The organism is Faecalibacterium duncaniae (genome assembly GCF_010509575.1).
GTDB classification, from domain to species: domain Bacteria; phylum Bacillota; class Clostridia; order Oscillospirales; family Ruminococcaceae; genus Faecalibacterium; species Faecalibacterium duncaniae.
The window spans coordinates 2,016,314-2,033,010 of the sequence record NZ_CP048437.1; the positions used below are offsets into that span (position 1 = coordinate 2,016,314).

Here is a 16,697-nt window from a genome sequence, read left to right on the forward strand (position 1 = left end):
CAGCCAGACCGAAGCGGTGAGAGATTCAGCCGACATTCCATTGTGGAGTGTCGGCCTTTTTGTTGTATCCCACTCTTTATGCATCCTGCCCAAAAAACAGAGCAATATTTTGTCGCTCAAACTTGGCGGAATCTGATTGATTTTGACTGAAATTTTGCTATAATAAGGGTACAAGGCGGTCAGAACCCGCCAATGTCAATCAAAATCAATCATATAAATCGAACAAGGGGGAATGTTCCCGATGCTGGCAGAAGAACGATTCAGCCTGATTTTGGATCTGCTGGCGCGGCAGCGCACCGCCACCGTGCAGGAGTTGTGCGAGGCGTTGAATGCAAGCGAATCCACCATCCGGCGCGACCTGAACGAGCTGGACAAGCTGGGCAAACTGAACAAGGTGCACGGCGGGGCCACCCTGCCGGACAGCCCCTTCCGCACCGACGAGCCTACCATGGCCGCCAAGGAAGAGCTGGCCGTCAGTCAGAAGCAGAGCATCGCCCAGGCGGCGGCAGAACTGATCCTGCCGGAAGATTTCATCTATCTGGATGCAGGCTCCAGCACGCTGGCTCTGGCACGGGCGCTGAGCGGCCCGGCCCTGAACGCCAGCTATGTGACCAACGGCGTGGCCCACGCCCGCCTGCTGGCCCAGAAAGGCTGCCGGGTGTTCCTGCCCGGCGGGCTGCTGCGGCCCCAGACCGAGGCCATCATCGGGGCGGCTGCGCTGACTGCCATCCAGCAGTACAATTTCACCAAAGCCTTCATGGGAGCCAATGGCGTGGCGCTGGGTTCCGGCTTTACCACCCCAGACCCCGAGGAGGCAGCCGTCAAGGCTGCGGCTCTCCACCGGGCGCGGGAAGCGTGGTTCCTGGTGGACGACACCAAATTCGCGCAGGTCTACCCCGCCGTCATCTGTGATCTGCACAGCGGTGCCATCCTGACGAACCGGTGCCCCAACCCCAAATACCGGCAATACACTCTGATAAAGGAGACCGAGGTATGATCTACACTGTAACGTTCAATCCTGCCATCGATTATGTCGTCCGTCTCGACAGGCCCCTTGAGGTGGGCGAGGTGAACCGCGCCGCCGGGGAGGACTGCGTGCTGGGCGGCAAGGGCATCAATGTTTCCGGCGTGCTCCGGGAGCTGGGCTGTGAGAGCGTGGCTCTGGGCTTTGTGGCCGGTGAGACCGGTGCCTGGCTGGAGCGGGGTCTGGCCGCGCAGGGGCTCCGGACCGATTTCATCCATCTGGCCGAGGGCATGACCCGCATCAACGTCAAGATCAAGGCGGGCACCGAGACTGAGCTGAACGGCGCAGGCCCCAGCATCCCGGAAAGTGCCATGCAGCAGCTGGAAGCCCAGCTGGACACCCTGCAGCCTGACGACATCCTCATTCTGGCGGGCAGCATCCCCAAGAGCCTTTCCCAGAGCACCTACGAGCGGCTGCTGGCAGGGCTGGAGGGCCACGGCGTGCGGGCCGTGGTGGATGCCACCCAGGATCTGCTGGTCAACGTCCTCCCCTATCACCCCTTCCTGATCAAGCCCAACGATCACGAGCTGGGCGAGATCGTGGGCCGGGAGCTGAAAACGGACGAAGAGATCACCGCCGCCGCCCGCGCTCTGCAGGAAAAGGGTGCCCGAAACGTGCTGGTGAGCATGGCCGGGAACGGCGCTCTGCTGGTGGATGAGCACGGCGAGGTGCACCGCATCGGCTGCCCCAAAGGCAAGGTCGTGAACAGCGTGGGCGCAGGCGACAGCATGGTGGCCGGTTTTGTGGCAGGTTATCTGCAAAGCGGCAGCTATGAGCAGGCCCTCAGGCTGGGCACCGCCTGCGGCAGTGCCACCGCGTTCAGCCTTGGGCTGGCAACGAAAGAAAAGATCGAAGAATTGTTTGGTCAAATTTAAGGCAGCTCACCCTCTCCGTCATTGCTGACGCAATGCCACCTCCCCCAAAGTGGGAGGTCTTGACAGTCATTGCTATGTTGATGGTTTTGCCAAGGGCTCTCCCTTCGGGAGAGCTGGACGCGAAGCGGCCTGAGAGGGTGAGGACGCTACGAGAGAAAGGAGAACCCTTATGCGCATTACGGAATTATTCACCGCAAAGTCCATCGAGCTGGATTCTGCGGCCTCCAACCGGGACGAGATCCTCTCCCGGCTGGTAGAACTGCAGGCCACCCACGGCAACATCACCGACACAGAAGCCTACAAGAAGGCGCTCTACGCCCGGGAGGATGAGGCCTCCACCTACGTGGACAACGGCATCACCGTTCCCCACGCCAAGACGAATGTGGTCACCCGGCCCAGCCTGGCCGCCCTGCGTCTGAGCACCCCGGTGCAGTACAACGCCGAGGATGACGGCAAGACCGACCTGCTCTTTGCCATTGCAGCCCCCGAAAACGGCAGCCTGCATGTGGATATGCTGGCCCGCATGATGCAGATGCTGATGAACGAGGACTTTGTGGAAAAGCTGAAGGCCGCCAGGACCCCCGCCGAATTCCTTGCCCTCATCGACGCACAGGAGGAGGCCCAGTTCGGTGAGGAGAGCTTCACCCAGCAGGTCATCCCCCAGAGCGGCTACCGCATTCTGGCCGTGACCGCCTGCCCCAACGGCATTGCCCACACCTACATGGCCGCCGAGGCGCTGGCCAAGGCCGGTGACAAGCTGGACCTGCCCACCAAGGTGGAGACCAACGGCTCCGATGGTGCCAAGAACGTGCTGACCCGCGCCGAGATCGCAGCCTGTGACGGCATCATCGTGGCTGCAGACAAGAATGTGGAGACCGCCCGCTTTGACGGCAAGCCCGTGCTGTTTGCCCGGGTGGATGACGGCATCCACAAGCCCGAGGAGCTGCTGAAAAAGGTGGCCCACGGCGAAGTTCCCGTGTATCACGCCAAGGGCGGTGCCGCCGCTGCCGAGGAGGAGACCTCCGGCGACAGCTTTGGCCGCAAGGTGTACAAAGACCTGATGAACGGCGTGTCTCACATGCTGCCCTTTGTGGTGGGCGGCGGCATTATGATCGCGCTGGCCTTCCTGCTGGACGATTACACCATCGACCCCTCCAACTTTGGCATGAACACCCCCATCGCCTCCTTCTTCAAGACGGTGGGCAGCGCCGCCTTTGGCTACATGCTTCCCATTCTGGCAGGTTTCATCGCCATGTCCATCGCCGACCGTCCCGGCCTGGCCGTGGGCTTTGCGGGCGGCGTGCTGGCCATGAACGGCACCAACTTTGCAGGCCTTGCCAACGGTGAGACCACCGGCATTTCCGGCGGTTTTCTGGCCGCTCTGCTGGCCGGTTTCGTGGCCGGTTATGTGGTCGAGTTCCTGAAGAAGATCACCGAAAAGCTCCCCGCCAGCCTGAACGGCATCCGCCCCATGCTGATCTACCCGCTGGGCGGCATCCTCATCATCGGTGCCGTGATGTGCGGCATCAACCCGGTCATGGGCATGATCAACACCGCCATGACCAACTGCCTCAACGCCATGGGCGGCACCTCCAAAGTCCTGCTGGGTGCCATCGTTGCCGGTATGATGAGCATTGACATGGGCGGCCCCTTCAACAAGGCTGCCTACGTCTTTGGCACTGCCGCACTGGCCTCCGGCAACTACGAGGTCATGGCTGCTGTCATGGTGGGCGGCATGGTTCCTCCCATCGCGATCGCCCTCTCCACCACCTTCTGCCCCAAGAAGTGGACCCCTGACGAGCGCCGCAACGGCATTGTGAACTACGTCATGGGCCTGTGCTTCGTCACCGAGGGTGCCATCCCCTACGCCGCCGCCGACCCGCTGCGCGTCCTGCCCAGCTGTGTGGCCGGTGCCGCGCTGGCCGGTGCCCTCTCCATGACCTTCGGCTGCGCCCTGCGCGCTCCCCACGGCGGCATCTTCGTGTTCCCCGTGGTCGATCATGCCCTGCTCTACTGCGTGGCTCTGGCCGCTGGCAGCGTGGTGGGTGCCGTGATCCTGAGCCTGCTCAAGAAGGACCGCACCGACGCAGCCTGATCTGCCATTCTCCTTCTTCCTTTACCATATAAAAAGGGCCCGTCTGCGCGCACCAAAATGCGGCAGGCGGGCCCTTTCGTGCTTATCCCTTGATGATCCGGAGCAGGGTCTTGTCCAGCTGGATGGTGCGGTTCCAGGGGTTCAGGATGATGCCCTGGATCTCCGGCACCTGCAGTGCGGCATCCAACAGCTTTTCAAACTCCACCAGAAAGGTGGACTGCACCGCTTCCGCGCCCTTCATCTCCTCTTCAAAGCTGGTAAAGGCATACCACCAGCTGGCCCCATCGGCCGTGCGGAGGGCCCGCAGCTGCATCTGCTCACCGGCCGGGTTCGGCTCCACCGCCACCACGACCTGTCCGTTTTCCCGCATCCGCCGCCGGATCACGGTCAGGGTATGCGCCAGCTGCTCCTGTGTAGGCTCCTGCTGTAACTGGCAGACCGCCTGTTCGATCTTTTCGTTGCCATTCAGGCCCTCGTCCTTCTTCTGTGCCATAAGCTCTCCCATTCTTTTTGTTGTATTTTATGCTTGTATTATATCCGGACTTTACGAAAAATGGAAGCGCAGGCCAGAGATTCTTTCTTTTTTCGTCTGCTTTCGGGTGTTTTTTCAAAAATCAGTAGCCCCCGCCCAGAAAAAGTGTTACAATGTCTTCGTCTGGTATCATTTCAGAAACGACAGGACGCGCCGTTTTCCGTGAGCCGTTTTGTCGGAATGGGAGAGATAATGTAATGAAACGAATCCTTCGTTCTGCCGTCAGTCTGCTGCTGTGCGCCGCCGTGGCGCTGGGCGGCACTGCCTGCGGCCGAAGCAAGCTGCCCACCACCATCACGATCTGGACCTACTACAACGGCGATCAGCTGGAATGCTTCAACCAGCTGGTGGAGCAGTTCAACTCCACCGTGGGCAAAGAGAAGAACATCCGGGTCGAAAGCTCCAGTCAGGGCAGCGTGAACGACCTGGAGACCAGCGTGCTGGCCGCCGCCGAGGGCAAGGTGGGTGCCGAAAAGCTCCCCAACATCGTCTCCTCCTACGCAGACACCGCCTTTACGCTGGATCAGATGGGCCTTGCCGTTGACCTGAGCCCCTACCTGACCGAAAAAGAGAAGTCTGCCTATATCGCCGGTTTTCTCGAAGAGGGCGACCTGATGAACAACGGGGAGCTCAAGGTCTTTCCCATAGCAAAATCCACTGAGCTGCTCTACCTGAACGTCACCGACTTTGTCCCCTTTGCCGAGGCCACAGGCGTGACCTATGCGGATCTTTCCACCGTGGAGGGGCTGAACGAGGCCGCACACAAATACTACGACTGGACCGATGCCCAGACGGCTGCGCCCAACGACGGCAAGGCCCTGTATGGCCGCGACGCGCTGACCAATTACCTGCTCTGCGGCGCACAGGAACTGGGTACGACCATCTTTGATGCCGAGAACGGCGTGATGACCCTGCACTTTGACAAGCCGACCCTCCGCAAGCTGTGGGATAACTACTATGTCCCCTACATCAAGGGCTGGTGCAGTGCCAGCGGCAAGTTCCGCAGCGACGATATCAAGATCGGCAGCCTGCTGGCCTATGTCGGTTCCTCCTCCAGCGCTTCCTTCTTCCCCACCCAGGTGCTGACCAGCGACACCGAGAGCCACGGCATCGAAATGGCCGCGCTGCCCTGCCCCAGCTTTGCAGGCTGTGAGCCGGTGGCCGTCCAGCAGGGGGCCGGCATGGTAGTCATCCCGGGCACCGAGGACGAGATCAGTGCCTGCGTTGCCTTCCTGAAATGGTTCACCCAGCCAGAAAACAACCTGCAGTTCTCGGTGCAGTCCGGCTATATGCCCGTGACCTATGCCGCCAACAGCATATCCGCCCTTGAGAACAGCGGCCTGACGGTCTCCGAGAGTATCCACAAAGTGCTGAGCCTGTCCATTGATGCCATCGATCGCAGCAAGCTCTACACCACCCATGCCTTCCCGGATGCCCTGCGCGCCCGCAATACCCTGCAGTACGCGCTGGAGGACCTTGTCACTGCCGACCGTTCCACGGTGCTGGAGCGGCTGGCTGCCGGGCAGACCCCCGAGGAAGCCGAAGCCGAGTTCCTGACCGACGCCTATTTTGATGCCTGGTACGACCAGACTCTGGCCGCTCTCAGCGCCTTTGCGGGCTGAGATGCCCTTGGAACAACCACAAAAGGAGAGACTCTCAGATGCAGAACCGCAAGCCGCACAGTCAGAAGGCCCCTCAGACGGGCCATTCTATCTTCGGCACCATCCTTTTCTCCCTGCTGGCTGTGCTGGCGGTGGAGTTCCTGCTGCTGACCTTTGCCGTCCACGTCACCCGGCTTGGCCCCCAGCTGAACCAGAACGCCGAGGATATCCTTGCCATGCAGGTGGACAACCGCAGCCGGTATCTTCAGTCCATCTTCCACGATGCACAGGAGCTGACCAGCCTTTCCGATGCCATCAATGGCCTGACCCAGCAGCTTCTGGACGAGGGAGAGATCAGTCTGAGCACGCTGGACAGCAGCAGCGACGCGGCCTATCCCCTGCTGGAAGCCGCCGCGCCGGAGCTCATCAGCACCCTGCGCATCAAGTCGGTGACCGGCGTGTTCCTTATCCTGAACACCCATGATCTGGACAGGCGGAAGCAGGACAGCCTCATGCCCGCCATCTACCTGCGGGATCTCGACCCGGATGCCGCTCCCTCCCAGCGCAACGCCGACCTGACCTTCGTGCGGGCACCGGCCCAGCTGGTGCAGTCCCTCTCCATTGCCACGGACAACAGCTGGGCCCCCACCATCCGCTACCGGGCACTGGGAAACCAGGGCTTCCTTTATCCCCCTTTCCAAGCCGCCTATAAAGACGGAGCCAGCCTTGCCGCCTCCGATTATGGCCACTGGACCTCACAATCCTATCTGGTGCCCGGGGACACCCACGAGGCCATTGCCTACAGCCAGCCCCTGATCCTGCCGGACGGCACCGTTTACGGCGTGATCGGCGTGGAACTGCTGGCCGACTACCTGTGGGAGAACCTGCCCTGCTCTGAGCTGCAGAACAACGGCACCTATTTCCTTGCCGTGACCGATACGGAGGAGCTCTCTGCCTCCGAACTGCAGCTGCGTCCGGTGCTCCGTTCCCACTGCGACGGGCAGCCGGGTTCTGCGGACGAAAGCCTTACGCTGCGCCTCCACAGTGCCCATACCCACCGCTACCTCTTCAGCAATGCCCTTTACATTGCTTCGGTCTCCCCCTTGAACCTCTACAGCCGGAACGCCCCTTTCTCGGGCAAGCACTGGCTTCTCGTGGGCTCCGTTCCCGCGGTGCAGCTCTTTGCTTTCGCCCAGCGGCTGAAGCAGCTGTTCTCCTTCATCATGCTGATCACGCTGGCCGTTGGCTTTGTTTGCAGCTGGCTGATCAGCAGGCGGCTGGCCCGGCCCGTTGCCAAGCTCTCGGCTGAGGTAGCCGCGGCCGAAGCGGATTCCTCCGCCATCCCGCATCTGTCCGCCACCGGCATCCGGGAGCTGGATCAGTTCTCCTCTTCCTTTACCCAGCTGAGCAAAGACGTGCTGGACTCCTCCACCCGCTTTTTGCGCATTATGAAATTGGCCAGTGCGGAGCTGGGCGGCTATGAGCTGCGCGATGACAGTGTTTATGTGACCGACAACTTCTTCTCCATGCTGGGCCTTGCACAGGAGCAGCCAGATCCGCTCACGCCAAAGGCTTTCCGCGCCCTGATGGGCACACTGGAGCAGCGGTGGTTCTACCGCCTGTCCCCGGCCAACAACAAGGTCTTTGCCATCCCCCAGCCCGACGGCAGCACCCACTACATCACCCTGCGCATCACCCATATCCTGGGCGAAAGCGCCTCCGAGGTGGGTCTTGCTGAGGATATGACCACCACGGTGCTGGAGCAGCAGCGCATTGAGCACGAGCGCGATTACGACACCCTGACCGGCCTGTACCGCCGCCGTGCCTTTGACCGCGCCTGTGACGCGCTGTTCCAGCAGCCCGAAAAGCTGGGCTGTGCCGCCCTGCTGATGATGGATCTGGACAACCTCAAGCAGATCAACGACACCTACGGCCACGACTGGGGCGACCAGTACATCCGCCAGACCGGCCAGTGCTTTGCGGCCAATACGCCCGCCAGCACCATCTGCTCCCGCCTTTCGGGCGATGAATTCCTGATCTTCTTCTATGGCTATCAGGATCAGGCACAGCTCCGCGCCCAGCTGGAGCTGCTGAGTGCCGCCCTGCAGCGCAGCGTGTCCATCCTGCCCAACGGCAAGCAGCTGCACATCAGCATCTCGGGCGGCATTGCCTGGTACCCCACGGACGGCCACGACCTGCTCACCCTGAAAAAATATGCCGACTTTGCCATGTATCAGGTCAAGCATTCCCACAAGGGCCGCATGTGTGATTTTGATATCGGCAGCTACCATCAGGAGGCATACGCCGCCCAGACCCAGCAGGACTTTGAGCTCCTGCTGCAGGAGGAGCTGGTGTCCTACCACTTCCAGCCCATCTACTCTGCCCGCAGCGGCCGGGTCGCAGCCTACGAGGCCCTCATGCGGGTCGATCTGCCCACCCTGCACTCCCCCGCTCAGGTCATGCAGCTGGCCCATGAGACAGGCCGCCTGTATGAGATTGAACGGATCACGGTGTTCCATTCCAGCGAGATCTTCCAGCGCATGCAGGCACAGGGCCTGCTCCAGAGCGATGCCCTGCTCTTCATCAACTCCATCGCCAATGTCAGCCTGACGGTTGAGGATGTGGAGGAATATGCTCAGCGCTACCCCGAGCTGCTCAAGCGGCTGGTGGTGGAGATCACCGAACAGGAAGATCTGGACCGCGCATGTCTGGAACGGAAGCGGAACATTCCGGGCTTCTCCGGCTCCTTTGCGCTGGATGACTACGGCAGCGGCTACAGCAACGAGCTGAACCTGCTGGAGCTCTCGCCCCGGTATATCAAGATCGACATTTCCATTGTGCGCGGGATCGACACCGACCGCGACAAGCAGCAGATTGTCTCCAACATTGTGGCTTACGCGCACGCACGCAGTATGCAACTCATCGCCGAGGGCATTGAGACCGAGGCCCAGCTGCGCACCGTCATCGGTCTGGGCGTGGACCTGCTGCAGGGCTATTACCTCAGCCGCCCCGCCGCAGTGCCCGCCCCCATTGCACCGGCAGCGCAGACGGTGATCGACCAGCTCGAACACCAGCGGTTCAATCCTCTCGGTTTATGATCTTTCCGGCTCCCCTGTGGGGGAGCCTTTTGTGACCCCATTCAGAGAAAGGAGACACGATGAACCACGAATCCAGTTCCGCTCTCCCCGCCGCCATCCGGGTGCGGGGCGCGCGGGTGCACAACCTGAAGAACATCGATGTAGATGTGCCGCTCCACAAGATCGTCGGCATTGCGGGCGTGTCCGGTTCCGGCAAGTCCTCGCTGGCGCTGGGTGTCCTCTACGCCGAGGGCTCCCGCCGCTATCTGGAGGCCCTTTCCACCTATACCCGCCGCCGGATGACCCAGGCCGAAAAGGCGCAGGTAGACGAGATCCGCTATGTTCCCGCCGCACTGGCCCTCCACCAGCGGCCCGGCGTGCCCGGGATGCGTTCCACCTTTGGCACCATGACCGAGCTTTTGAACAGCCTGCGGCTGATGTTCTCCCGGCTGTCCCACTACCCCTGCCCCAGCTGCGGCTGCATGGTGCCGCCCAGCCTGAACATTGCGGCCGAGATCCCGCTCTACTGCCCCCGGTGCGGCGCACAGGTGCCGGTGCTGGGCGCGGAGCAGTTTGCCTTTAACAGCACCGGAGCCTGCCCAGACTGCGAGGGCACCGGCATCGTGCGGGTGGTGGACGAATCCACTCTGGTGCCGGACGAGAGCCTTTCCATCAACGAGGGCGCGGTGCTGCCCTGGCAGACCCTGATGTGGTCGCTGATGAAGGAGATCGCCGAAAAGATGGGCGTGCGCACCAACGTTCCCTTCCGGGAGCTGACCCCGGAAGAGCGCGACATGGTGTTCCACGGCCCCGCCAAAAAAGTGCATCTGCTCTACCAGAACAGCAAGACCGGCGCGGCGGGCGAAATGGATTTCACCTACTTCAACGCTGTTTATACCGTAGAGAACGCTCTTGCCAAGGTGACGGATGAAAAGGGCATGAAGCGGGTGGAGCGGTTCCTGAAGCAGGGCCCCTGCCCCGCGTGCGGCGGCTCCCGCCTGAACGCCGCGGCCCGGGCTCCCCGGCTGCGGGGCATCGGGCTGGCCGATGCCTGCCGCATGACGCTGGACACGCTGGTACAGTGGGTGGAGGGGGTGCCCGCCTCCCTGCCCGTGGAGATGCGCCCCATGGCTGAAAGCATCTGCGAGTCCTTTCAGGCCACCGCTGCCCGCCTGCTGGATCTGGGGCTGGGCTACCTCTCCCTTGACCGGGAGGCTGCCACCCTTTCCACAGGGGAGCGCCAGCGGGTGCAGCTGGCCCGCTCGGTGCGCAACCGCACCACCGGCGTACTCTATGTGCTGGACGAGCCCTCCATCGGTCTGCACCCCTCCAACATCGAGGGCCTGCGGGGCGTGATGCATGACCTGATCGCGGACGGCAACTCCATTGTGCTGGTGGATCACGACACCGAGATCCTGCGGGATGCCGACTGGCTCATTGAGATGGGCCCCGGTGCCGGTGAAAACGGCGGCACCATCCTGACGCAGGGCACTGTGGAGCAGGTGGCCCAAAGCCCGGCTTCCCGCATCGGGCCCTTCCTTGCCGACCTGCACACCCTCTCAGCCCGCACCCGCACCCCGGAGGCGGAGCTCTTTGCGCTGGGCACCATCACCCTGCGCACCCGGGCCATCCACACCGTCAAGCCGCTGGAAGTCCGGCTGCCCAAGGGGCGGCTCATTGCAGTGACCGGCGTGTCCGGTTCCGGCAAGACCACGCTGGTGCTGGAAAGCCTGATCCCCGCGCTGGAGGCCGCCGCCAAGGGCGAAGCTCTGCCCGCCCATGTGGAAAGCATCACTGCACCGGGCATTGCGCAGGTCAAGCTCATTGACGCAACACCCATCGGCATCAATGTGCGGTCCACGGTGGCCACCTATGCCAATGTCCACGATGAACTGCGCAAGATCTACGCCCGCTCCCCCCTTGCCAGGGAGAAGGGCTACAAGGCGGGCGATTTTTCCTACAACACGGGCCGCCTGCGCTGCCCCGGCTGCGACGGCACCGGCACCATCAGCCTGGACATCCAGTTCCTGCCGGATGTGGAGATTACCTGCCCGGATTGCGGCGGCTCCCGCTACCAGAAGGATGCCGCCACCCTCTACCGCACCCGGAAGGACGGCACCCAGGCCGAGAGCCTGCCCCGCCTGATGGAGATGAGCGTGGACGAAGCCCTTGCCGCCTGTTCCGACCTCAAGCTGGTGGCCAGCCGGCTGCAGACCCTTTCCAGCCTGGGGCTGGGCTACCTGACTCTGGGCGAGGCCACCCCCAGCCTTTCGGGCGGGGAGGCCCAGCGGCTCAAGCTCGCCAGCGAGATGGGCAAAGGGCAGGCTGACACCGTGTTTGTATTCGATGAACCCACCATCGGCCTGCACCCGCTGGATGTGCGCACTCTGCTGGGCGTGTTCCAGCGCCTCATTGACAGCGGGGCCACTGTGGTGGTCATTGAGCACGATCTGGATGTGATCCGCAACGCCGACTATCTCGTGGACCTTGGCCCCGGCGGCGGTGAGAGCGGCGGACGCATCGTGGCCTGCGGCACACCGGAGCAGGTGGCCGCCGATCCCGCCAGCATCACCGGAAAATATCTGCACCTGTAACCAAAAGAGGGACCCCGCCCAACGGCGAGGTCCCTCTGACATTTTATAACAAATTTTAGGTATCCTGCAGTTCCCCGCGGCTGGCGGCCTTGAGGTAAGCAAAGATGAAGCCGTCCAGATCACCATCCATCACGGCATCGACATTGCCGGTCTCGTAGTTGGTGCGGTGATCCTTGACCATGGTGTAGGGCATGAACACATAGCTGCGGATCTGGTGGCCCCAGGCGATCTCATTCTGCACGCCCTTGATGTCGTCGATCTTGTCCATGTGCTGCTGCTTTGCGATCTGATACAGCTTTGCCTTCAGCATTTCCATGGCGTAGTCACGGTTCTGGAACTGGCTGCGCTGGGTCTGGCAGCTGACCACGACGCCGGTGGGCTTGTGGATCAGACGGACAGCGGAAGAGGTCTTGTTGATGTGCTGGCCGCCGGCACCGGAGGAGCGGAACACCTGCATCTCGATGTCCTCAGGGCGGATGTCCACCTGAATGGTGTTGTCCAGCTCAGGCATCACTTCCAGAGAAGCAAAGCTGGTCTGGCGGCGGGCGTTGGCATCAAAGGGGGATACGCGGACCAGACGGTGCACGCCGTTCTCGCTCTTGAGCAGGCCATAGGCGTTGGCACCCTTGACCATCATGGAAGCGCTCTTCATACCGGCCTCGTCGCCGTCCTGATAATCCAGCACCTCCACGGTCATGCCGTGTGCCTGTGCCCACTTGTTGTACATGCGGTACAGCATCTCGGCCCAGTCCTGCGCCTCGGTGCCGCCGGTACCGGCGTGGAAGGTCAGGATCGCATTGCTGTGGTCGTACTCACCGTTCAGCATGGTCATCAGCTGCAGCTCGTCCACGGCCTTGCCCACGGCGTTCACGGCTTCCTCTGCCTCGGGCACCATATCGGGGTCGTACTCCTCGTCCAGCATCACCAGCATGGTCTCGGCATCATCGTACAGGCCCTGCAGCTTTTCAAAGCGGTTCAGCTTGCCCTTCAGGTCGCCCACTTCATCAAAGACCTTCTTGCTCAGCTCAGCGTCATCGTAAAAGCCGGGGCGGCTCATGGTGTGCTCCAGCTCCTGCACGCGCTTGCGGGAAGCGTCGATGGCCAGCGCTTCCTCCAGGTCCTTCACAGCGGTGCCGTAATCGGCCAGCTGCACTTTCAGTTCGTCAGTAGTAATCATATTTTAAGAATCCCTCAAAAGATACAGTTTATACACAGATACTTCATTAGTATACCCAGAATCCATGATAAAGTAAAGAGGAAAAATACTCAACCTACTGGAATTTTGAAGATTTTTGCCTTTTCTTTTCTCTTTTAAGGGAGTATAATAAGTTCAACTAGCATACCGGGAGGATCTTATGCCCAAATATTATGGCTGCCCCTGTGAGGGCTGCGGCAAGCCGCTGACACTGCAGGACGACATCGTTGTCTGCCCCGACTGCGGCGCGCCTTATCACCGCGATTGTTACGAAAAGCTCGGCCGCTGCATCCATGCCCCGGCCCACGCCGCCGGATACGAGTGGAAGTTCCCTTATCAGGAAAGTGAGCTGTGCACCTGCCCTGCCTGCGGCGAGCGCACCCTGCGCAGTGAATCTGTCTGCCGCTGCTGCGGTGCGGCCCTGCCCCCGGAGGGGGCACAGGAGCCCGCAGACCGTGTTGATTCGGATGAGCACAGCGAGGAGTTTGATTACTCCACCTTTTACCGCCAGTTCCAGGAGACCGGAGCCCCGCAGGTAGACCCGCTGCGTCAGACCTATCAGGCGGCTTTTGGCAAGGAAGAGGTCATGGACGGCATCCCCTGCAAGGACTGGGCGGATTTCATCGGCCCGGCTTCCCCTGCCTACCTGAGCGCCTACTGCCGGATGCAGCTGTCCCACACCAAGACCTCCATGAGCTTTTCGGCCATGCTGTTCGGCCCGTTCTATTTCTTCTACCGCAAGGCGTGGAAGCCCGCGTTCGCCTTTCTTGCCGCCGAGCTGGTGCTGGCCCTGCCCACCTTCATTGACCTTTTGCAGATCACGGACAGCAGCCTGGCCCCGGGGCTTTCCACCTCCACCCTGCTCACCCTTTCCCGGGTCTGCTCGGTGCTCAGCTTCCTGCTGATGATCGTGCGCGGCCTGTATGGCAAGTGGCTCTACCGCCAGAGTGCCGCCGAGAAGATCCGCCGCATCCGCGCGGAGTTCCCGGACGCGGCACAGCGCAAAGCCGTGCTCTGCGCTCAGGGCGGCACCAGCTGGGCCGCCGTGCTCGGCTGTCTGGTCCTGCTCATGGTCATCGGCAGCGCGTTCACCCTGCTGCTTGGCCCCAATGTGGATGCCCTGATCCATCTGGTCTACGGCTGAGCGTTCAGCCTGAAATGATATGATGAAGGAGTTCCGAACCATGAAAAAAGTTACGAAGGCTGTCATCCCTGCCGCTGGTCTGGGCACCCGTGTGCTGCCCGCCACCAAGGCCATGCCCAAGGGGATGCTCCCCATCGTGGATAAGCCCGCCATCCAGTATCTGGTGGAGGAAGCCGTCAAGTCCGGCATCACAGACATTCTGATCATTCTGGGCCGCAACCAGAGCATCATTGAGGATCACTTTGACCGCAGCCCCGAGCTGGAAGAAAAGCTGGCCGCCCCCGGCAAGGAAAAGATGCTGGAGGAGTGCCTGGGCATCTCGAACCTTGCCAACATCTTCTTTGTGCGCCAGAAGCAGACGCTGGGCCTGGGCCACGCCGTGAGCATGGCAAAGGCCTTTACCGGTGACGATCCGTTCGTGGTCATCTACGGCGACGACGTGATCTGGGGCGAGGATCCTGTCTGCGCCCAGCTCATCCGCGCCTATGAGGAGTTCGGCCGCCCGGCTGCCGGTGTCTCCGCTGTGCCCTGGGCCGATGTGAGCCGCTACTGCAGCCTGAAGACCACCCCCATCCACGACAACTATTTCTTTGTGGATGACATGATCGAGAAGCCCAAGAAGGGCCAGGAGTTCAGCAACTACTCCATTCTGGGCCGTGTGTTGCTGACCCCTGAGATCTACGATATCCTCGCCCACACCAAACCCGGTGCAGGCGGCGAGATCCAGCTGACCGATGCCATGGCCGAGTATGCCCGCAACTGCGGCGGCATGACCGCTGTGGAGTTCACCGGCACCCACTACGACATGGGCAACAAGCTCCGCGTGGTGGAGGCTCAGGTGGAGCTGGCATTGCAGCACCCCGAGATCGGCGAGGCTTTCCGCGCCTATCTGAAGGAGTTCTGCAAAACCCTGTAATATTCCGCTTCTTTTCCATGACCCAAGACCGCTCTGCCGCCGGGCAGGGCGGTCTTTTGCTGCAATAACCCCGGCAAGGAATTGGTTGATACAAAACAGTTCCTGCGGTATACTGGAGATGAATATTTTTTTTGTAAAGATCGTGTCAAAGAGAAAGCGAGGTATTTTCATGGCAAATGCCGACCGCAGCGCGGAGCAGTTCCGCAAAATGACGGAGACCCCCATCCCGAAATTGATCCTGAGTCTGGCGGCTCCCACGATATTGAGCATGCTCATCACCAGCATCTACAATCTGGCCGACACCTTTTTTGTGGGCCAGATCTCCACCAGCGCATCCGGTGCGGTGGGCATCGTTTCCAGCCTGATGGCCATTCTCCAGGCGCTGGGCTTCATGCTGGGCCACGGCTCCGGCAGCATCATCAGCCGCAGCCTGGGCAGCCAGAACACCGATGCCGCCACCCGGTTTGCTTCCACCAGCTTCTTCACAGCGCTGGTGTTCGGCGGCATCATCACAGCGGCGGGCCTGCTCACCCTGCCCGATTTTATGATGCTGCTGGGCAGCACCGAGACCATCCTGCCCCATGCCTGTGCCTACGCGCGGTACATCCTGCTGGCCGCTCCCATTATGATGTCCAGTCTGGTGATGAACAACATCCTGCGCTATGAGGGCAAGGCCAGCTTTGCCATGATCGGCCTGGTCACCGGCGGCCTGCTGAACATCGCGCTGGACCCGCTGTTCATCTTTGGGCTGGGCATGGGCACCGCCGGTGCGGGCCTTGCCACGGCCCTGAGCCAGACCATCAGCTTCTGCATCCTACTGTCCATGTTCCTGCGGGGCAAAACGGTCAGCCAGTTCCGGATCACGGCAGTCACCCACAGCCCGGCGGAGTTCGGCACCATCCTGATGACTGGTATGCCCAGCTTTGGCCGTCAGGGCCTGAACAGCATTGGCGGAATGCTGCTGAACATCGCCGCCCGGGGCTATGGCGACGCTGCTGTGGCCGGCATGAGCATCGTTTCTCGCATCTTCATGTTCATCATCTCGGTGGCCATCGGCACCGGGCAGGGTTTTCAGCCGGTGGCAGGCTTCAACTATGGTGCCCAAAAGTACCGCCGGGTGCAGCAGGCCTGCCTGTTCACCATGGCAGCCAGCTTCTGCTTCCTCTCTGTCATTCTTACCGTCTGCTGGTTCAATGCCGAGACCCTCATCCGCCTTTTCCGCGATGATCCCGAAGTCACCGCCGTGGCCCTGCCTGCCTTCCGCTACCAGTGCTTTGCCATGCTGCTGCAGCCCGTGATCGTGGCAGGCAACATGCTGTTCCAGTCCATCGGCAAATCGGGCCGGGCCACCTTTCTGGCCTGCTGCCGTCAGGGCGTGTTCTTCATCCCGCTTATCCTCACCCTGCCCCGGGCCTTTGGGCTGCTGGGTGTTGAGATCTGCCAGCCCATCGCCGATGTGCTGACCTTCTTTGTCACCGTGCCCTTCCTCTTCCCCTTCCTGCGTCAGCTGGTGCGGATGGACGAAGCTGAGGCTGCCGAGGTCTGAGCAAACCCTGTAACAAAACTGTAACCATAACCGGACGTTCGATTGCAATTGAACGTCCGGTTTATTCGTATTATAATCAGAATAGGAAAGTTAAATTC

General features: G+C 61.4%; 11 protein-coding genes. 9 read left to right on the top strand and 2 right to left on the bottom strand.

Annotation, left to right across the window (positions count from 1 at the left end; all coding sequences use genetic code 11):
• Positions 1-232: 232 nt before the first annotated feature.
• The 3 genes from GXM22_RS09795 (at position 233) to GXM22_RS09805 (ending at position 3,994) form a co-directional block, all read left to right on the top strand.
• Complete coding sequence (locus tag GXM22_RS09795) at positions 233-997, top strand: DeoR/GlpR family DNA-binding transcription regulator (RefSeq protein ID WP_005930387.1); 765 nt, start codon at positions 233-235, stop codon at positions 995-997.
• The gene (gene pfkB / locus GXM22_RS09800) at positions 994-1,899 is read left to right on the top strand and encodes a 1-phosphofructokinase (RefSeq protein WP_005930390.1); all 906 of its coding nucleotides are present in this window, start codon (positions 994-996) and stop codon (positions 1,897-1,899) included. The genes GXM22_RS09795 and pfkB overlap by 4 nt, the downstream gene beginning before the upstream one ends.
• A 169-nt stretch (positions 1,900-2,068) precedes the next feature.
• Positions 2,069-3,994, top strand: coding sequence for a PTS fructose transporter subunit IIABC (locus tag GXM22_RS09805; RefSeq protein ID WP_005930392.1), 1,926 nt, complete (start codon positions 2,069-2,071; stop codon positions 3,992-3,994).
• A gap of 82 nt (positions 3,995-4,076) precedes the next feature.
• Here GXM22_RS09805 and GXM22_RS09810 read toward each other — a convergent pair whose 3' ends face one another.
• Positions 4,077-4,487 (bottom strand): SseB family protein, encoded by a 411-nt coding sequence (locus GXM22_RS09810; protein ID WP_099357307.1) that lies wholly within the window; start codon positions 4,485-4,487, stop codon positions 4,077-4,079.
• 236 nt (positions 4,488-4,723) lie between these two features.
• Between GXM22_RS09810 and GXM22_RS09815 the strand changes: the two genes are divergently transcribed.
• From GXM22_RS09815 to GXM22_RS09825, 3 genes are read left to right on the top strand one after another with little or no spacing between them, the layout of a single operon-like run.
• Positions 4,724-6,148, top strand: a complete 1,425-nt coding sequence (locus GXM22_RS09815; protein WP_005930398.1) for an extracellular solute-binding protein — start codon at positions 4,724-4,726, stop codon at positions 6,146-6,148.
• A gap of 38 nt (positions 6,149-6,186) precedes the next feature.
• On the top strand, positions 6,187-9,225 hold the full coding sequence (locus GXM22_RS09820) for a putative bifunctional diguanylate cyclase/phosphodiesterase (protein ID WP_005930401.1): 3,039 nt from the start codon (positions 6,187-6,189) through the stop codon (positions 9,223-9,225).
• A 59-nt stretch (positions 9,226-9,284) separates the two neighbouring features.
• Positions 9,285-11,798: an excinuclease ABC subunit UvrA gene (locus tag GXM22_RS09825; protein ID WP_099357306.1), complete on the top strand. Its 2,514-nt coding sequence runs from the start codon at positions 9,285-9,287 to the stop codon at positions 11,796-11,798.
• 55 nt (positions 11,799-11,853) lie between these two features.
• Here the strand turns inward: GXM22_RS09825 and prfB are convergent, their stop codons facing one another.
• Positions 11,854-12,975, bottom strand: a complete 1,122-nt coding sequence (gene prfB / locus GXM22_RS09830) for a peptide chain release factor 2 (RefSeq protein WP_005930411.1) — start codon at positions 12,973-12,975, stop codon at positions 11,854-11,856.
• A gap of 178 nt (positions 12,976-13,153) precedes the next feature.
• Between prfB and GXM22_RS09835 the strand changes: the two genes are divergently transcribed.
• The 3 genes from GXM22_RS09835 to GXM22_RS09845 all read left to right on the top strand — a co-directional run bounded on the left by GXM22_RS09835 (position 13,154) and on the right by GXM22_RS09845 (position 16,599).
• Positions 13,154-14,137, top strand: a complete 984-nt coding sequence (locus GXM22_RS09835; protein WP_082210756.1) for an RING finger protein — start codon at positions 13,154-13,156, stop codon at positions 14,135-14,137.
• Between the two features lie 40 nt (positions 14,138-14,177).
• Positions 14,178-15,053 carry a UTP--glucose-1-phosphate uridylyltransferase gene (locus tag GXM22_RS09840; protein WP_035393570.1) on the top strand — a complete coding sequence of 292 codons (876 nt, stop codon included), beginning with the start codon at positions 14,178-14,180 and terminating at the stop codon, positions 15,051-15,053.
• A gap of 169 nt (positions 15,054-15,222) precedes the next feature.
• Entirely contained in the window at positions 15,223-16,599 is a 1,377-nt protein-coding gene (locus tag GXM22_RS09845; protein ID WP_035393572.1) for an MATE family efflux transporter, read from the top strand.
• The last annotated feature ends 98 nt before the right edge of the window (positions 16,600-16,697 follow it).

Coding starts and splice junctions, on each gene's coding strand:
- GXM22_RS09835 (WP_082210756.1), top strand. CDS start 13,154: ATGCCCAAATATTATGGCTGCCCCTGTGAGGGCTGCGGCAAGCCGCTG.
- prfB (WP_005930411.1), bottom strand. CDS start 12,975: ATGATTACTACTGACGAACTGAAAGTGCAGCTGGCCGATTACGGCACC.
- pfkB (WP_005930390.1), top strand. CDS start 994: ATGATCTACACTGTAACGTTCAATCCTGCCATCGATTATGTCGTCCGT.
- GXM22_RS09825 (WP_099357306.1), top strand. CDS start 9,285: ATGAACCACGAATCCAGTTCCGCTCTCCCCGCCGCCATCCGGGTGCGG.
- GXM22_RS09805 (WP_005930392.1), top strand. CDS start 2,069: ATGCGCATTACGGAATTATTCACCGCAAAGTCCATCGAGCTGGATTCT.
- GXM22_RS09845 (WP_035393572.1), top strand. CDS start 15,223: ATGGCAAATGCCGACCGCAGCGCGGAGCAGTTCCGCAAAATGACGGAG.
- GXM22_RS09820 (WP_005930401.1), top strand. CDS start 6,187: ATGCAGAACCGCAAGCCGCACAGTCAGAAGGCCCCTCAGACGGGCCAT.
- GXM22_RS09815 (WP_005930398.1), top strand. CDS start 4,724: ATGAAACGAATCCTTCGTTCTGCCGTCAGTCTGCTGCTGTGCGCCGCC.
- GXM22_RS09795 (WP_005930387.1), top strand. CDS start 233: ATGTTCCCGATGCTGGCAGAAGAACGATTCAGCCTGATTTTGGATCTG.
- GXM22_RS09840 (WP_035393570.1), top strand. CDS start 14,178: ATGAAAAAAGTTACGAAGGCTGTCATCCCTGCCGCTGGTCTGGGCACC.
- GXM22_RS09810 (WP_099357307.1), bottom strand. CDS start 4,487: ATGGCACAGAAGAAGGACGAGGGCCTGAATGGCAACGAAAAGATCGAA.